This is a genomic window from Serratia proteamaculans (genome assembly GCF_008830365.1).
GTDB lineage: Bacteria > Pseudomonadota > Gammaproteobacteria > Enterobacterales > Enterobacteriaceae > Serratia > Serratia proteamaculans.
Map to the genome: position 1 here is coordinate 249,838 of NZ_WBKI01000001.1, position 16,904 is coordinate 266,741.

Sequence of the window (16,904 nt, forward strand, 5' to 3'; positions counted from 1 at the left end):
ATAGCCAAAGGAAAAGAAAATGCAATTTAACATGTGGCGCAAGGCGCTGCTGCCATTGGTGGTTTTGACTTGTGTATCAGCGACTCAGGTGCAGGCGGCGGATGCGGTGGTGGAACCTATCCCTAAAACACTGCTGGGCAACTGGCATGTCAGCAAGATCTTACCGACGCAAACCGTCGGTTGCTGGGACGAGCAACAGGCGAAAGGCCTGATTGGCGGTAAACTCAGTTACCAGGCCGATGGCTTTAACTGGAACGGCACCGCGCTGAAAAACGAAGGGGCCACCGTTAGCACGGTAGAGGCGCAGGAGTTTGTCGAGGACAATTCCGGCAGCAGCTCCTATATCGATTTTCCGATGCTGGGCATCAGTACGCCGGCGGTAGCGCGGGTGATGATCCAACATGCCGATACCCAGATCAAAGGTATCACCGATCAGGGCACCGATGGCGTACCGGGAGACAATGTGCTGCTGAAAGATGCCAACACGCTGATCCTGTCGGTGTGCAACGTTTGGTTTGAAGCACAACGCGTGCGTTGATCTCAGGCAGCGCTCGCCAGTTATTCTGTGCGAGCGCTGCCTGCGGTTATTTCAATTTTGGTGAGATTACCGCGGCAGATATTGGACGAATGAATGTCACCAGCGAAGCGCGTGACAGGTTGCGTCAGAAGGTTCCGGGTCTGCGCAATGTCGCGCTGACCGCGCCTTATTTTCATCGTGGCGATGTCGCTACGCTGGATCAGGCCGTCAAACTGATGCTGCGTTATCAGGTGGGTAGTGAACTGCCGCAGCAGGACGTGGATGATATTGTCGCTTTCCTTAATAGTCTGTCCGGGGTCTATACCCCTTATCAGCAAAATCAGGAAGAACGTCGTTAACTTCGCATTTCACTCAATGTCTTCTCATCTGGCCCCGGCAACGGGGCTATTCCAGTGTAATATCTTCGCCGGTCACTCGTTCTGAACTAAAATTAACCGTAACGATATAACGCTAATGTTATAGCGGAAGCAGGGGTCTCTACTGAATCAATGACAGGAGGCGCTATGTGCTACCAACATATTGTGATCGCTACCGACCTGAGTGAAGACGGCAAACGGCTGGTGGAAAAAGGCGCGCGGTTGGCCGCTGCGCTTCAGGCTAAACTTTCCCTGATCTACGTGGATATTTATTACGATACCTACCATGCGGCAATTGGTTTCTCGGAGAAAAGCTACGATGGTGGGTCTTTTGAAGACAAGATCAAGAAAGAGCTGGAGCCGTTGACCCAAAACGTGAATTACCCGATCAACGAGGTGATTATTGGGCGTGGTGATTTCACTGAACAATTGCAGAATGCGGTGGTGGATAAAAGCATTGATCTGGTGATCTTCGGCCATCACCACGATCTGTGGAACAAGCTGTTTTCCTCAACCCGCCATGCGATTAACCAGTTGAATGTCGACGTGCTGGTGATCCCGATTAAATCCTAGTCTGACCGAAACCCCTGCCAGTTGAACGGCCTGGCAGGGTAACGGCGAGATTACTGGGTAAAAAAGTCGTTATACAACATATAGAGATGTGCGGCGCTCCAGGAGAAGTTGGGGACCCCTTGCTGCATACCGGTCAGCGGATTGTAGTTTTCGCGGATCGGCCCGTCAGTCACCAGCCCGTCGGCATGGATGAAGAAAGCCTGTGCCATGGCTATTGCGTCGGCACCGCATCGGCATGTTGCAGACTGGCGGCGCCATTAAACAGTGGTGACCAGCCCTCCGGGCCTTTGCCGCGCTCGACAATAGGTTTGCCGGCACAGCCATTGGGCAGCGGTTTATCTTCGATGCGAATGTCGTAGAAGAAGCCACTGGGTTGATCGAACATGCAGGTATTGATGTAATCCGCCAGCTTATCGGCCTTGCTGCGGAAGGCGGCAGCGTCGTCGCGGCCCGACTCCAAGAGCCTGGATGCTCAGGCCCGCTATGACGAGGACACGCCGTTGGCGAAAATTGTGCTTGAGTCGCAGGATGGCAAAAAGGCTCCGGCGGGTGATCTGAGCTGTACCGCTCTTTTATTTCAAGACATATGTGAAAGCCGTCGCTTTAGGCAGCAACTTCGGTTCCCCCTTTTGTCGTCTAAATCGATAGAATTCTAACAACCAAACAAAAGTTAGGTTCTGAATCAGAAAGTACTATCCGTTTGTTTTATGAAGATTATTAAAAGAATAAAATGCTGCATTAGTTCTAATGACTATTTTTGGCTGAGTTAACGCGTCATAACCACTTTTATAAGTTGATGGCCATCACATAATTACTCCTGAAACTCCGTTCATCCGTCTTACGATCGCCTTCCCAATTCCCCGCTAAAACTATAAATCCCACTTTACTGATTTTCAGGCTCGTTATAAAACAAACTCATGTTTAAAAACAAACAAGTGTCCAATATGACCAGCAGAGAAAAACAGATATTGCAGCTTCTGAGACGTGATCCTTTGATCCCACAGCAGGAAATTGCCGATGTTTTAGGTATTAGCCGCTCTGGTGTTGCCGGACATATAATGAATTTAATGAATAAGGGATATATAAAAGGCAAGGGTTATATATTGTCGGAGCACAGCTATGTGGTGACCGTGGGTTCGACCAATATGGACGTCTGCGGTTATGCCTCATCTAAATTAGTGTATGAGGATTCCAATCCGGGAAAAATAAAATGTACGCCCGGTGGTGTTGGCAGAAATATTGCGCAGAATGTCGCTTTATTAGGGCGGGAATGTCACCTTATTTCCGTTGTCGGCGACGACTTCTATGGTGAAACACTGTTGGAGCAGGCGAAACTGGCGGGAGTGCATACCGGCAACTTCCATAAACTGCACGGCGAAAGTACCTCAACCTATGTCTCTTTGCTTGATAACAGCGGTGAAATGCTGGTGGCCATTAACGACATGCGGATCCTCGAGAAACTCACGCCAGCCTTATTAGCCACCTCCAAAGATCTGATCCAGCATGCCGGCGTGTTGGTGGTTGATTGCAATCTCACCGAGGATGCGCTGGCCTGGTTATTTGGCCATTCCGGCAATGTACCTGTGTTTGTTGACACCGTATCGGCGTTTAAAGCGCCCAAAATCCGCCGGTGGCTCTCACACATTCATACGCTTAAGCCGAATCGGCTGGAGGCCGAAATCCTCAGCGGCATGACGATCCACGGGCCTCTGGACGCGCAGCCCGTTGCCCAATGGTTTCATCAGCAGGGGGTGCAACGATTAGCCCTCAGCATGGGGCCCACCGGCGTTTATTACAGCGAGATTGACGGGCAAAACGGCTGGTCACGGCCATTGAGCGTCGACATCGTTAATGTCACCGGTGCCGGTGACGCCATGATGGCAGGCCTGGCCCACTGCTGGCTGGAGGACATGACGCTGGCAGACAGTATTCGTTTTGCTCAGGGCTGCTCGGCATTAACCCTCTCATCCGAATTGACTAATAACCCTAACCTGTCGAACGGCAGCGTTCAAAAACTGTTGGAGCTACAATCATGAAAAACAATGTTATTTCCCATGACTATCTGGATATTTCACCGGAAGTTGCCGAAGCTTTGGCCAACAAACGCCCGGTTGTGGCTCTGGAATCCACCATTATTTCCCACGGTATGCCGTACCCGCAAAACGCGCAGACCGCGCTGGAGGTTGAACAAAAAATCCGTGATAACGGCGCAGTACCGGCCACTATCGCCATTATCAATGGCCGCATGAAGGCGGGGCTGAGCCGTGAGGAAATCGAACTGTTGGGCAAAGAAGGCCACAAAGTGGCGAAAGTGAGTCGCCGGGATTTGCCCTTTATCGTCGCCGCCGGTCAACACGGCGCCACCACCGTAGCCTCAACCATGATCATTGCCGAGATGGCGGGTATCCACGTGTTTGCCACCGGTGGCATTGGCGGAGTGCATCGTGGTGCCGAGCACACCTTTGATATCTCTGCGGACCTGCAAGAATTGGCCAGAACCAACGTGGCGGTGATCTGCGCCGGGGCCAAGTCTATTTTAGATTTGGGGCTGACCACCGAATATCTTGAAACCCACGGGGTGCCGGTGATTGGCTACCAGACTCCAACGCTGCCAGCATTCTTTTGCCGCAGCAGCCCATTCACCGTCAGCATTCAGTTGGATGCCCCGGCGGAAATCGCCCGGGCAATGGTCACCAAATGGCAGGCGGGGCTGGAGGGCGGCATGGTGATCGCTAACCCGATCCCGGCGCAGTATGCCGTGCCGGAGGACAAAATTAATGCTGCTATTGAACGGGCGGTGCGCGAGTCGGTAGAACAGGGGGTTCAGGGTAAAGACAGCACGCCGTTCTTACTGGCTCGGGTGGCTGAACTGACCGGTGGCGATAGCCTGACGGCCAATATTCAGTTGGTGTTCAACAATGCCAAACTGGCGGCGCAGATAGCCTGTTGCTATCAGGAAGAGGCCGCCTGAGACGACAATAGTTTCCTTAATTTTTACCCTGATAACCAACACTAAATAAAAATTCCAGCCTGAAAGGTGGAGGGGCAGTCTTGTCACTTTTTCCTTTCAACGCTGGGTATAAAGGGATGGATTTATGGACTTACTCCGCAGCTTAATAGGTATCTGTATTCTGCTCCTTATTGCTTTTATTTTTTCAAATAACAGAAAGCGCATTAGCCTGAGAACCGTAGGTTGCGCTTTAATTCTACAAGTTTTGCTAGGCGCGATTATGCTTTATGTACCGGCGGGGAAGTGGGTGATTAATACTATTGCCGGCGGGGTCAATAAAGTTATTTCTTACAGTGATGCCGGTAGTTCATTTATTTTTGGTGGGCTGGTGGGGCCGAAAATGAATGTGCTATTTGACGGTGCCGGGTTTGTTTTCGCTTTCCATGTTCTGCCCGCAATTATTTTTATTACCGCACTGATCTCAATTCTCTATTACCTCGGCGTGATGGGGGGGGTGATTAATGTACTGGGTTATGTTTTCCAAAAGATATTGCGGATCAGCAAGGTCGAGGCTTTTGCCGCAGTAACCACTATCTTCCTGGGGCAAAACGAACTGCCTGCGGTGCTTAAGCCTTTTATTAACAAGATGAGCCGCAATGAGCTGTTTACCGTGATTTGCAGCGGAATGGCGTCGATCGCCGGATCGATGCTGGTGGGCTATGCCGGGTTGGGCGTGCCGATTGAATACTTACTGGCGGCTTCATTGATGGCGATCCCCGGCGGGATTTTGTTCGCACGCATGCTAAGCCCGGCCACCGAGGTTTCGCAGGTTGAATTCAGCCAGATGTCGTTTAGCGACAAACGCCCGGCAAGCATTATCGAAGCGGCGGCCAGCGGTGCCATGCTGGGCCTGAAAATTGCGGTTGGTGTCGCCACCGTGGTGATGGCATTTGTGGCGTTGATTGCGCTGATCAATGGCCTGATCGGCGGAGTGGGTAGTCTGCTGGGGTGGGAACAGTTGAGCCTGGAAAGGCTGTTCGGCTATGTGTTCGCGCCGTTGGCTTACATCATGGGGGTTAACTGGGACAGCGCGGGCCTGGTGGGCGGGCTGATAGGCCAGAAGCTGGCGATCAACGAATTCGTCGCTTACGTGAATTTTTCAACTTACCTCAAAGATACCGTCGCAGTGCTGGATACAAAAACCATCGCGGTTATCTCCTTTGCACTGTGTGGGTTTGCCAATTTTGGATCGATCGCCGTAGTCGTGGGGGCATTCAGCGCGGTTGCGCCAGAGCGCGCTTCGGATATCGCCAGCCTGGGCCTGCGTGCCTTGTTAGCGGCGACGTTATCCAACCTGATGAGCGCCACTATCGCCGGGTTGTTTATTGGTCTTGGGGCGTTGACCGCATCATTATGATAATGGCCTTTTTGTTGGCTACTGGGGGATTATCTCACGCTATAAACTTGCGCATTAGATAAGTGAGTACTAATGTGTATTTATGAATGAAAATGACATTTTTAAGGCGCTGGCGGATCCTACCCGCCGCACCATCTTCGAAAAACTGGCCGCGGGTAGCATGAATGCCAGTGCCCTGCGTGAAGGCATGCCCATCAGCCAATCGGCGATGTCGCAGCACCTGACAGTGTTGCGTCAGGCGGGTCTGGTAAGCGAGGCGCGGCAGGGCCGTTTCGTCAATTATCAGGTTGACCCGCAGGGGCTTGCATTGATTGCCCGGTGGCTGGATAACTACCGTGCCTTCTGGCCAGAGCGTATCGAGAAGCTGAATATTTTGCTAAAGGACATGGATCAATGAACCAGGCCGATGCCAATCCGCCGCCGCTGGTGCTGGAATATTTACTTGATGCGCCACCCGAGAAAGTCTGGCGGGCGGTGGGTATCCCGGCATTGCGCGAACAATGGTTACCGAATGCCGCGCTGGCCGACGCCGAACCGGTTGTGGTGACGCCGGGAACGGAAATCAGCTACCGGATGCGTGATGACCAACCGCCGTTCCTCGAAAGCACCGTAGCCCTGCAAATTCTGCCCAGTGCCGCTGGCGGCAGCCTGTTACGCATAATCCACCGGCTGGACGACGGGCGGCTGACGGCGGCGAACGACAGTGGACGGCACCTGATGCACGCTGCCTGACGCCTAACATTCCCCATTCCACATCTGAAAACAGGAGTTCACCCATGCGTGAATCGATGCTGCTCGTCCCTATGGTGGTTGAACAGACCAGCCAGGGAGAACGTTCTTTCGATATCTATTCGCGATTATTACGCGACCGTATCGTTTTTCTGAACGGGGAGGTCAACGATCAGGTGGCCGAAATACTCTGTGCGCAGTTACTGTTTCTGGAGGCTGAAAACCCGGAGAAACCGATCCACCTCTACATCAACTCGCCGGGTGGGGTGATCACCAGCGGCTTTGCCATCTATGACACCATGAATTACATCAATGCGCCGGTGCACACCCTGTGTATGGGGACCGCGCGTTCGATGGGCTCCTTTCTGCTGATGGCCGGGGAAGCAGGCCACCGCATGGCGCTGCCCAATGCCAGCCTGCATGTGCACCAGCCGCTGGGCGGTTTTCAGGGCCAGGCATCAGATATCCTGATCCACGCCGAAGAGATGAAACGTACCAAGCACAGCGTAATCACGCTATACGCCAAACATTGTGGCCGCAGCTATGAAGAGGTCGAGCGTGCTCTCGACCGTGACCGTTTTATGAGTGCCGACGAAGCGGTGGAATGGGGCCTGGTGGACTCGGTGTTGCGGGGACGGTGACAAAGTATCGTCATGTTATCCGGCAGGTTCAGCGCAGAGTTAGATAGTTCATCTCGTGTGTCCGCACGGATGATTTATCAGGCCAACAGATAGTGGGATTGTACCAGGCCCGAAGGGAAGCTTCGGCTGGACAGTAATTTGAAATCAGCATCTTGGGGCATAGCACCGAACAAGGGTCTTCCTGATCCCAGTAGTACGGGAACCGTGGTGATCACCATATCGGTGACCAGGTTTTCACGCAGAAAAGACTGTATCAATTGCCCACCATCGAGATAGACCCGGTGAACTTTTTGTTCATCTAATTGCTCAATCAGGTGTTTTGGCGTGAGGTTGGAGAATTGTACTTTACCCTTCAGGGCCAGGGGAACCGGCTCATTGGCCAGTTGGTTGGACAGCACGATCAGGGGGCACTCATAGGGCCAGATATCGAAGGTGAGAACTTTTTCATAAGTCCCTCTCCCCATCACGATCAGGTCTTTATCGGCGATAAAGGCGTCGAAACCATGGTCTTCGGTCGGGTCATCACGTTGCAATAGCCACTCAATGTCGCCATCTTGCCGCGCGATAAAACCATCCAGACTGGTTGCGATGAATACGTGTGTAGTGACCATTGAATACTCCTTGTTTATACGCAGTAAATTATTGCGTTGGCATAGGCCAAAATCAACGTCATGAGTGAAAACAAAAAATCCACGCCTTGGCGTGGATTTTAGAGGTTAGTGCAAAGGCTAGGTTTAGACGTTAAACAAGAAGTTCATCACGTCGCCGTCTTTGACGATGTAGTCTTTACCCTCTGAACGCATTTTGCCGGCTTCTTTAGCGCCTTGCTCACCCTTGTAGGTGATGAAGTCATCAAAAGCGATGGTTTGTGCGCGGATAAAGCCTTTCTCGAAGTCGGTGTGGATCTTGCCGGCGGCCTGTGGGGCGGTCGCGCCAACCGGGATGGTCCAGGCGCGCACTTCTTTAACGCCAGCAGTGAAGTAGGTCTGCAGGTTCAGCAACTCGTAACCGGCGCGGATCACGCGGTTCAGGCCCGGCTCTTCCAGACCTAGTTCAGCCATAAACTCGGCGCGGTCTTCGTCTTCCAGTTCGGCGATGTCGGATTCAACCGCAGCACACACGGCAACCACTACCGAGCCTTCGGTCGCAGCGATTTCACGCACTTTGTCCAGGTACGGGTTGTTCTCATAGCCGTCTTCGTTGACGTTGGCGATGTACATGGTTGGCTTCAGCGTCAGGAAGCTCAGGTAGCGGATTGCTGCACGGTCTTCATCAGTCAGATCCAGCGCACGCAGCATGCCGGCATTTTCCAACTGTGGCAGGCATTTTTCCAGTGCGGCCAGTTCGGCTTTTGCGTCTTTGTCGCCGCCTTTGGCTTTCTTCTGTACGCGGTGGATAGCGCGTTCGCAGGTGTCCAGATCCGACAGTGCCAGCTCGGTATTGATGACGTCGATGTCGTCAGCCGGGTCAACCTTGTTGTTCACGTGGATGATATTGTCGTTTTCGAAGCAGCGCACCACGTGGCCGATAGCTTCGGTTTCACGGATGTTGGTCAGGAACTGGTTGCCCAGGCCTTCGCCTTTAGACGCGCCTTTCACCAGGCCGGCGATGTCGACGAATTCCATGGTGGTTGGCAGGATGCGCTGAGGTTTAACGATCTCGGCCAACTGGTCCAGACGCGAATCGGGCATCGGCACCACACCGGTATTAGGTTCAATGGTGCAGAACGGGAAGTTGGCTGCTTCGATACCCGCTTTGGTCAACGCGTTGAACAGGGTGGATTTGCCTACGTTAGGCAAGCCGACGATACCGCATTTGAATCCCATGTTGTTATCACCTTAAATATCTTAACTATCAGCCGGTTAGGTTTAACCCACTGCATAAAGGACGAAATAATGGCGCCATTATACACGTAATGGCCGTTTTTCTCGATCTGGCTGTGTGCTGGGGGGCAAATGCGCTGGAAATGCCGGTTTTTGATTGAGATTTGGATCACATTTACACATACTGACACTTCTGATTAACCTACAGGAAACGCGCCGGATGCACTTCTTGCCCAGTCCACCCTGAGTTGCCCCCCTCCTGAGGTTTGCCGCGCCATGCGGTTCCGGTTCCCGTGCTGCGGGAATGTGTTTTATCTGTCAGAAGTGAATAATCCATGTTTAACCTGAACAATTTCAGGCTGTCGGCCGTCAAGAACGAGGTGCTGGCGGGCTTTGTGGTGGCGGTCTCCATGATCCCCGAAGCGGTCGGCTTTTCGCTGGTCGCCGGACTTTCCCCGATCGTTGGGTTGCATACCGCCTTTATTATCGGCCTGGTAACCGCACTGTTTGGCGGCAAGCCGGGCATGGTATCGGGCGCGGCCGGTTCGATCGTAGTGGTGCTGATGAGCCTGGCTGCGCAGCACGGTATGGAATACGTACTGTGGGCGACGATTTTCGCCGGGGTGATCCAAATTCTGATCGGCGTTTTCCGTCTGGGCAAGTTTATTCGTTTGGTCCCGCTACCGGCGATCCACGGCTTCGTCAACGGCCTGGCTATTGTCATTATGCTTGCGCAACTGCATATGATTGCCGGGCAGGGATTGCTGATGTACGCACTGGTGGCGTTGGCGATCCTGGTGGTAGTGCTGTTCCCACGGCTGACCCGGGTGATCCCGGCTTCGTTAGCGGCATTGATTGTGGTTTCCGCTCTGGCGATTGGTTTTAACCTGCATACCTTGCGGGTTGGTGATTTGGCGGATATCTCCGGCGCTTTGCCGCATTTCAGCCTGCCGATGGCACCGTTCAATCTGGAAATGCTGAAAGTAGTGCTGCCGTATGCCCTGGTGATCGCTCTGGTGGGGCTGATTGAATCGCTGCTGACTATGACGGTGCTCGATGAAATGGGCGGCAAGAAAGGTAACGGCAACCGCGAGAGTATCGCTCAGGGCGCGGGCAACACCATTTGTGGTCTGTTTGGCTGCTTTGCCGGTTGCGCGATGATTGGTCAGTCGATCATCAATTTCACTTCGGGCGGGCGCGGGCGCATTTCTGGCGTTGTTGGCGCGATACTGCTGATCCTGTTTGTGGTCAGCCTGTCGGGCTATATCGGCCTGCTGCCGGTAGCGGCACTGGCTGGGGTGATGCTGGTGGTGTGTTACAACACCTTTGAATGGAGTTCGTTGCGCCGCTTACGTCGGATGCCGAAGGCGGATGCGCTGGTGATGCTGCTGGTCACCCTGATCACAATCTTTACCGATCTCGCGATGGCGGTGATCAGCGGGGTGATTATCTCGGCGCTGGTATTTGCCTGGCAGCAGGCGCGTATTCGTGTGCGTCAGCATCGGGTAGAGGGCGAGGTCGCAGTGTATCAACTGGACGGTCCGCTGTTCTTTGGTTCCACCGCGGCCTTTGCCGAACTGTTTGAACCGAAAAACGATCCGCAAAACGTGGTGCTGGATTTTGCCGGTACCCGGGTAATGGATTCCAGTGGGGTAGAAGCGATTGATAAGCTGACGGCGCGCTATTTGGCGGCAGGGAAAACCATTCGCTTGCGCCATCTGAGCGGTGATTGCGTGCGTTTGTTAAAGCAGGCCGGCCCGTTTTGCAGCCATGAACTGGACGATCCGCAATATTACGTGGCGGAAGAAGGCTATCAGACTGATGACACTAACATCGGTGAGGAAACCTTCAAGTTGCGAACCTAAGCCTGTCAGCAGCGGGCGGGATGCCCGCTGCAAGCGCTGTCAGGCCTGCGCCTTAAAGCTGTGCAGGCGGCGAACAGTTTTTTCCAGGCCGTCTGTCAGCAAGATCTCTGTGCAACGCGCGGCTTCATCGATCGCTTCATCAATCATTTTTTGCTCGCTGGCCGGTGGCTTGCCGAGCACGAAACCCACCACCTTGTTTTTATCGCCCGGATGGCCAATGCCAATGCGCAAGCGATAGAAGTTCGGGTTATTGCCGAACTTGCTCTGAATATCTTTGAGCCCGTTGTGCCCACCGTTGCCACCACCCAGTTTGATTTTTGCAATACCGGGTGGAATATCCAGCTCGTCATGTGCTACCAGAATTTCGTCCGGTTCAATACGGTAGAAGTTGGCCATGGCCAGCACGGCTTTGCCACTGAGGTTCATAAAGGTGGTGGGTACCAGCAGCCGCACGTCATTACCGGCCAAATTCAGTCGGGCGGTGTAGCCGTAGAATTTGCTCTCTTCTTTCAACTGCTGGTTATGGCGCTGGGCCAATAAATCGACGTACCAGGCGCCGGCGTTGTGTCGCGTCTGGGCATATTCAGCACCCGGATTCGCCAGGCCGACTATCAATTTAATACTGCTCACGGGGAGATTCGCTATGATCGAGATAATGGAAAGGGCATTAGTCTACCTGCCTGCGCCGCGAATGACAAAATCCTGATGTGGTGCGTGGTGTTAGTGGGCGGATATCTTCAGCCCGGCGAGTAATTCATTAGCGGAATCATTCAATTTGTTAACTAATTACTTGCCAAAAGTAAAGTTTTGTCATGCTTTCTTTACCATTTGTGATCGCCTACGCAATCACCTTGTCGAGCCAGGGGCTATACTTAACTTATCAAAGTGGGTTAACCATTTACTGAGTTATCCCGGTTGGCCAATGACACTATGGAGGTGGCATATGAAACGTAGAAACGTGAACAAAATGGGTAACTTTTTTATGGGGCTGGGGCTGGTGGTGATGATCGTCGGCGTGGGATACAACATTCTTGCTGAAGTATCACAGTTTAATTTGCCACAGTTTTTCGCCCATGGCGCAATCATGAGTATCTTCGTGGGCGCGTTGTTATGGCTGGTCGGTGCGCGTATCGGCGGGCGTGAGCAGGTGGCGGATCGTTACTGGTGGATAAAACATTTCGATAAACGCTGCCGTAACGATAACCATCGTTCGTCACATTGATTAAAAAAACAAAAGGGAATCGGCGTTACGGCAAGGGAGAACTGCCGCGTATTTAGGTCTAAGGTTATGTTCGACTACCCGTAGAAAACCCGTTGCTGCTGATGCACCAACGGGTTTTTCTTTTTTCTGCTGGCGGGTAATCAATCGATCGATCCGGTACGGCAGGGCACCGCACCGAAAAGAAGTCTGATTAATGCTCGAACATCGCAGAAATTGACTCTTCATTGCTGATACGACGGATGGCTTCAGCCAACATGCCGGATAGCGTCAGAGTACGTACGTTTTTCAGTGCCTTGATTTCTGCAGACAACGGAATGGTGTCGCAGACAATCACTTCATCAATCACCGAGTTCCGGATGTTTTCCACAGCGTTACCGGAGAAGATCGGGTGTGTCGCGTAGGCAAATACGCGCTTGGCACCACGTTCTTTCAACGCTTCAGCGGCTTTACACAAGGTACCACCGGTGTCGATCATATCGTCAACCAGCACGCAGTCACGGCCTGCCACGTCACCAATGATGTGCATCACCTGAGAAACGTTCGCACGTGGGCGGCGTTTGTCGATGATAGCCATATCGGTATCGTTCAGCAGCTTGGCGATAGCGCGGGCGCGCACTACGCCGCCGATGTCCGGGGAAACCACGATTGGGTTCTCCAGATTCTGTTGCAGCATGTCTTCGAGCAGGATCGGGCTACCGAACACGTTATCTACCGGAACATCGAAGAAGCCTTGGATCTGTTCAGCGTGCAGATCTACCGTTAAAACGCGGTCAACCCCTACACTGGAGAGGAAGTCGGCGACAACTTTGGCGGTGATTGGCACACGAGCAGAGCGCACACGGCGATCCTGGCGGGCATAGCCGAAGTAAGGGATAACAGCAGTAATACGACCTGCGGAGGCGCGACGCAGGGCATCTACCATAACAACCAGTTCCATCAGGTTGTCGTTGGTAGGGGCACAGGTGGACTGGATGATGAAAATATCACCGCCGCGTACATTTTCGTTGATTTGCACGCTCACTTCGCCGTCGCTAAAACGACCTACTGCGGCGTCACCAAGGCTGGTGTACAAACGGTTGGCAATACGTTGTGCTAGTTCCGGGGTGGCGTTACCAGCAAAAAGCTTCATATCAGGCACGAGAAGAACCTCAGGCATGCGTCCAGAGAAGATATTGTCATTCGGCCTCCACCAAGGGGCAGTTAGCGATGCCGACGCAATATCATACGGGTGTGTAAAAAAAATTTGAAACCGCAGCGGCGCAGGGATTACAGGGCCAGGTGTGAACGACTCTGCGCAGCGAAACGAGAACTACGGTTCAATCTGCCCGGAACGAATGCGATGTAGTGGAGAGACGTTAACGCCACGCGCTACAAAACCACGTATCCACTCCGGGGCTTGATTTAACACCTGACGGGCGGCGGTTTCTGTGTCGAATTCAGCAAACACACAAGCACCTGTGCCAGTCAGGCGTGACGGCGCGTATTCTAACAGCCAAGAAACAAGCTGTTCAACCTCGCGAAAACGTTTTCTTGCTATTGGTTCGCAATCATTTGCGTAAGTTGCCTGTAACAGCACATTTAACGGGCGAACCGGGGTATCTCTTTTTAATTCTGCATCGCCAAAAATGACCGGGGTAGGGATGCTGACCCCCGGATGGGCCACCAAATACCACTTTTCCTGTGGATTGGCCGGTTGCAAACGCTCACCGATCCCTTCAGCAAAGGCCGAATGACCAAGGACGAATACCGGCACGTCAGCACCGAGGACCAGCCCCAGTTCCGCCAGTTGTTGGTCGCTCAAGCCACAGCGCCACAGTTCATTTAGCGCCACTAACACCGTGGCGGCGTTGGAAGACCCGCCACCCAGTCCACCCCCCATCGGCAGACGTTTATCAATGCTGATGTCGGCACCGCGTGGGGCAGTGTTTAGCCCGTGACGATCGCAATGCTGTTGCAGCAGACGGGCGGCACGGACGATCAGGTTTTGCTCATCCGGCACCCCGGCCACCGGGGTCAGCAGATGAATACTGTCATCCTGCCGCGCGTCGATGGTCAGGGTGTCGCCGTAATCCAGAAACTGGAACAGCGTTTGCAGCAGGTGGTAGCCATCTTCGCGTTGGCCGGTTATGTACAAAAACAGATTGAGTTTAGCTGGCGATGGCCACTGACGGATCATTTAAGCGTCCAATTGTCCATTTTCAGTTTGATGCGCTGGTCACCCTGTTTCAACTCCAGGCGGCTTGGCAACTGTGGCTTGAGGCTGTCGTTATAGTCCTGGTAGTCGACGGTCCAGGTCTGGCTACCTTGTTGGTAGGTCAGCGAGTTAAGGCGATATTGGTCATCGAGCTTGAAGTCGTTGGCCTCACCCGGCAGGCCGAGCATCCACTGGCGCAGGTTATCCAGCGGGATTGCCATGCCGGTTAGTTTGCGGATCATTTCTTCGGCGTTATCACTGACATAGCGTTTGCCCTGATTATCCGTCAACTGCACCACGTTTTTTTGTACGTTGAGGTCAAGCTCGGTGCTGCCAAGCGGGTTGGTCAGCAGCAGGCGGTAACGATCCGGCGAATATTGTTGCCAGAAGAAGCGTGCGTAGACTTTTTTCTGATCTGACAGGTAGGCGAAAGAGCCCCGGGTTTGATATTGGTCAAGCTGTTGCACCGCTTGCTCGTGGGCACGCCACTGTGGCGACGTCGGGCTGGTGGCCGGGCCGCTGGGTTTGGTGGTGGTACAGGCGGCCAGTACCAGACTGGCCAATGGGATCAGGCGTAGCAAACTAACTTTGCGGATTGGCATAACTTTCTCTTGTCCTTTTGTCCTTGCGGGCACGCACAGCGAGACCTGGGTATCTGCATTTACGCTAGCGGGGCAGCGCCGGTACGTCAATTTTTTGCTGCATCGTGTTGAATATTCCCGGCTTTGTTACCGTTATTGGGCGCGGGATTATGCGTTGTCTTTGCTGATAAGATTAACACAATCGCTCCGCCGTGCTGCTCTGGGCGCAAGAATATCTCTGGGGCGGGGCGTTGCTGCCGTTAGTGTTTGGTTGATGTAGGGGGCGGTATACTGCAAGGGTCTATCCCGGGGGAGAACAGAAGGTTATGAAACTTGCCGTCCGAATCATTATTTCGCTGTTGTGCCTTGCGGGCTCGGCATTTTTCTATCTGCAGGCCAAGCATGTTTTTTGCCAGCAGGTCTCCTTCCTGCTGGATCCTACCTATCGCTGCGGCACTTTGGGCTGGTAAGCGCCGAATATTTGATCGTCATCGCGCTGCTCAGGTCACCCCGTTTTACTCAATACTGTGCGGAATATCGCATACTGCACTAAAATTCAGTATGTTATGTCGTCTAATTATTACTTATCTTGTTGTATTTATAATTAATCACTCATTGATGCTGTCTATTTCAGCGATTGGACGGAAGATGCGGTTGTGCCTTTTATTGATGCCGCGCATCAAGTAGAATGCCGTTCAACGAGAACCCGTACCAAAAGAAGTATTACTCGAAGCAATGACCCTGCTGGCGTTAGGTATTAATCACAAAACCGCTCCGGTTTCTCTGCGTGAAAGGGTGACCTTCTCCCCAGAGTCTATCGAACAGGCGCTTACCAGCTTGCTCCAACAACCGTTGGTGCAGGGCGGTGTCGTGTTGTCTACCTGCAACCGCACCGAACTGTATCTTAGCGTGGAGCAACAGGAACATATTCACGAACAGCTGGTCACCTGGCTGTGTGAGTACCACCGCCTGCGCCCGGAAGAAGTGAGTAAAAGCCTGTACTGGCATCACGGTGATGAAGCCGTCAGCCACCTGATGCGCGTGGCCAGCGGGTTGGATTCGCTGGTGTTGGGCGAACCGCAAATCCTCGGGCAGGTGAAGAAAGCTTTTGCCGAATCCCAACGCGGGCAGTCACTGTCGGGTGAGCTCGAACGTCTGTTCCAAAAATCCTTCTCCGTCGCCAAACGCGTACGTACCGAAACCGAAATCGGTGCCAGTGCGGTATCCGTGGCCTTTGCCGCCTGTACCCTGGCGCGCCAAATCTTCGAATCCCTTGCCGAACTGAACGTATTGTTAGTGGGCGCCGGTGAAACCATTGAGCTGGTGGCGCGTCATCTGCGCGAACACAAAGTGCGGCATATGATTATTGCCAATCGCACCCGCGAACGCGCTCAGCTGCTGGCGGACGAAGTTGGCGCAGAAGTGATTACCTTGCCGGAAATCGACGAACGCCTGGCGGACGCCGACATTATCATCAGTTCTACCGCCAGCCCGCTGCCGATCATCGGTAAAGGGATGGTGGAGCGAGCGCTGAAAGCGCGCCGCAACCAGCCAATGCTGTTGGTGGATATTGCCGTACCGCGCGATATCGAACCGGAAGTGGGCAAGCTGGCCAACGCCTATTTGTACAGCGTGGACGATCTGCACGCCATCATTCAAAGTAACCTGGCGCAGCGCAAGGCCGCGGCGGTGCAGGCTGAGTCGATTGTTCAGCAGGAAAGCATCAACTTTATGGCCTGGTTGCGCTCACAGGGCGCAGTAGAAACCATCCGCGACTACCGTTCGCAGGCCGATCAGATCCGTGCGGAGATGGAAGCCAAAGCTTTGGCCGCCATTGCGCAGGGCGCGGACGTGGAGCAGGTTATCCACGAACTGGCCCACCGGTTGACCAACCGTCTTATTCATGCCCCTACCAAATCCCTCCAACAGGCCGCCGGCGATGGCGACGTGGAGCGGTTGCAAATATTACGCGACAGCCTCGGGCTGGATCAGCATTAGTTTTCTCTTTATTAACA

At 53.4% G+C, this 16,904-nt stretch carries 18 protein-coding genes and 2 pseudogenes; 13 read left to right on the forward strand and 7 right to left on the reverse strand.

All coding sequences use genetic code 11. The features are described 5' to 3' along the window. Positions 1 to 19: 19 nt before the first annotated feature. From F8R23_RS01225 to F8R23_RS01235, 3 genes and pseudogenes are all read left to right on the forward strand, one after another. Positions 20 to 538, forward strand: a complete 519-nt coding sequence (locus F8R23_RS01225) for a hypothetical protein (protein ID WP_129938754.1) — start codon at positions 20 to 22, stop codon at positions 536 to 538. A 50-nt stretch (positions 539 to 588) separates the two neighbouring features. Next, positions 589 to 876: pseudogene (locus F8R23_RS01230) on the forward strand (cytochrome-c peroxidase); the annotation flags it as partial. Between the two features lie 165 nt (positions 877 to 1,041). Continuing rightward, positions 1,042 to 1,467, forward strand: coding sequence for a universal stress protein (locus F8R23_RS01235; protein ID WP_112348094.1), 426 nt, complete (start codon positions 1,042 to 1,044; stop codon positions 1,465 to 1,467). A 50-nt stretch (positions 1,468 to 1,517) separates the two neighbouring features. On the opposite strand, the pseudogene F8R23_RS01240 reads toward F8R23_RS01235, so the two are convergent. Further along, a pseudogene (locus F8R23_RS01240) lies at positions 1,518 to 1,912 on the reverse strand (alpha-glucosidase); the annotation flags it as partial. A 499-nt stretch (positions 1,913 to 2,411) separates the two neighbouring features. On the opposite strand from F8R23_RS01240, the gene F8R23_RS01250 reads away from it, so the two are divergent. The 6 genes from F8R23_RS01250 to F8R23_RS01275 all read left to right on the forward strand — a co-directional run bounded on the left by F8R23_RS01250 (position 2,412) and on the right by F8R23_RS01275 (position 7,204). Then, entirely contained in the window at positions 2,412 to 3,503 is a 1,092-nt protein-coding gene (locus tag F8R23_RS01250) for a PfkB family carbohydrate kinase (protein WP_232810923.1), read from the forward strand. Beyond that, complete coding sequence (locus F8R23_RS01255) at positions 3,500 to 4,438, forward strand: pseudouridine-5'-phosphate glycosidase (RefSeq protein WP_112348092.1); 939 nt, start codon at positions 3,500 to 3,502, stop codon at positions 4,436 to 4,438. Before F8R23_RS01250 ends, F8R23_RS01255 begins: the two co-directional genes overlap by 4 nt. 124 nt (positions 4,439 to 4,562) lie before the next feature. Beyond that, positions 4,563 to 5,834, forward strand: coding sequence for a NupC/NupG family nucleoside CNT transporter (locus F8R23_RS01260; RefSeq protein ID WP_151415158.1), 1,272 nt, complete (start codon positions 4,563 to 4,565; stop codon positions 5,832 to 5,834). A gap of 82 nt (positions 5,835 to 5,916) precedes the next feature. Then, a complete protein-coding gene (locus F8R23_RS01265; protein WP_129934924.1) occupies positions 5,917 to 6,231 on the forward strand; it encodes an ArsR/SmtB family transcription factor in 315 nt (104 codons plus the stop codon). Next, positions 6,228 to 6,566: an SRPBCC family protein gene (locus F8R23_RS01270; protein WP_151415159.1), complete on the forward strand. Its 339-nt coding sequence runs from the start codon at positions 6,228 to 6,230 to the stop codon at positions 6,564 to 6,566. The genes F8R23_RS01265 and F8R23_RS01270 overlap by 4 nt, the downstream gene beginning before the upstream one ends. Positions 6,567 to 6,610: 44 nt before the next feature. Beyond that, positions 6,611 to 7,204, forward strand: coding sequence for an ATP-dependent Clp protease proteolytic subunit (locus tag F8R23_RS01275; protein WP_085116303.1), 594 nt, complete (start codon positions 6,611 to 6,613; stop codon positions 7,202 to 7,204). Positions 7,205 to 7,281: 77 nt separating this feature from the next. Here F8R23_RS01275 and F8R23_RS01280 read toward each other — a convergent pair whose 3' ends face one another. Beyond that, positions 7,282 to 7,815, reverse strand: coding sequence for a dihydrofolate reductase family protein (locus F8R23_RS01280; RefSeq protein ID WP_129934922.1), 534 nt, complete (start codon positions 7,813 to 7,815; stop codon positions 7,282 to 7,284). A 123-nt stretch (positions 7,816 to 7,938) separates the two neighbouring features. Continuing rightward, complete coding sequence (ychF, locus tag F8R23_RS01285; protein ID WP_085116305.1) at positions 7,939 to 9,030, reverse strand: redox-regulated ATPase YchF; 1,092 nt, start codon at positions 9,028 to 9,030, stop codon at positions 7,939 to 7,941. 332 nt (positions 9,031 to 9,362) lie between these two features. Between ychF and F8R23_RS01290 the strand changes: the two genes are divergently transcribed. Further along, positions 9,363 to 10,892, forward strand: coding sequence for a SulP family inorganic anion transporter (locus F8R23_RS01290; RefSeq protein ID WP_151415160.1), 1,530 nt, complete (start codon positions 9,363 to 9,365; stop codon positions 10,890 to 10,892). A gap of 39 nt (positions 10,893 to 10,931) precedes the next feature. Here F8R23_RS01290 and pth read toward each other — a convergent pair whose 3' ends face one another. After that, on the reverse strand, positions 10,932 to 11,522 hold the full coding sequence (gene pth, locus F8R23_RS01295) for an aminoacyl-tRNA hydrolase (protein WP_151415161.1): 591 nt from the start codon (positions 11,520 to 11,522) through the stop codon (positions 10,932 to 10,934). Positions 11,523 to 11,835: 313 nt separating this feature from the next. Here pth and ychH point away from each other — a divergent pair, with 313 nt between their 5' ends. Continuing rightward, a complete protein-coding gene (ychH, locus tag F8R23_RS01300; RefSeq protein WP_085116308.1) occupies positions 11,836 to 12,114 on the forward strand; it encodes a stress-induced protein YchH in 279 nt (92 codons plus the stop codon). Between the two features lie 190 nt (positions 12,115 to 12,304). Here ychH and prs read toward each other — a convergent pair whose 3' ends face one another. The 3 genes from prs to lolB all read right to left on the reverse strand — a co-directional run bounded on the left by prs (position 12,305) and on the right by lolB (position 14,910). After that, positions 12,305 to 13,252: a ribose-phosphate diphosphokinase gene (prs, locus tag F8R23_RS01305; protein WP_012006410.1), complete on the reverse strand. Its 948-nt coding sequence runs from the start codon at positions 13,250 to 13,252 to the stop codon at positions 12,305 to 12,307. 171 nt (positions 13,253 to 13,423) lie between these two features. After that, positions 13,424 to 14,290, reverse strand: coding sequence for a 4-(cytidine 5'-diphospho)-2-C-methyl-D-erythritol kinase (gene ispE, locus F8R23_RS01310; protein ID WP_112348086.1), 867 nt, complete (start codon positions 14,288 to 14,290; stop codon positions 13,424 to 13,426). Beyond that, positions 14,287 to 14,910 (reverse strand): lipoprotein insertase outer membrane protein LolB, encoded by a 624-nt coding sequence (gene lolB / locus F8R23_RS01315; RefSeq protein WP_112348085.1) that lies wholly within the window; start codon positions 14,908 to 14,910, stop codon positions 14,287 to 14,289. Before lolB ends, ispE begins: the two co-directional genes overlap by 4 nt. A 305-nt stretch (positions 14,911 to 15,215) precedes the next feature. Here lolB and F8R23_RS24110 point away from each other — a divergent pair, with 305 nt between their 5' ends. Beyond that, complete coding sequence (locus tag F8R23_RS24110; RefSeq protein WP_157765420.1) at positions 15,216 to 15,359, forward strand: hypothetical protein; 144 nt, start codon at positions 15,216 to 15,218, stop codon at positions 15,357 to 15,359. Positions 15,360 to 15,624: 265 nt separating this feature from the next. Further along, positions 15,625 to 16,887: a glutamyl-tRNA reductase gene (hemA, locus tag F8R23_RS01320; RefSeq protein WP_099062354.1), complete on the forward strand. Its 1,263-nt coding sequence runs from the start codon at positions 15,625 to 15,627 to the stop codon at positions 16,885 to 16,887. Positions 16,888 to 16,904: the final 17 nt, after the last annotated feature.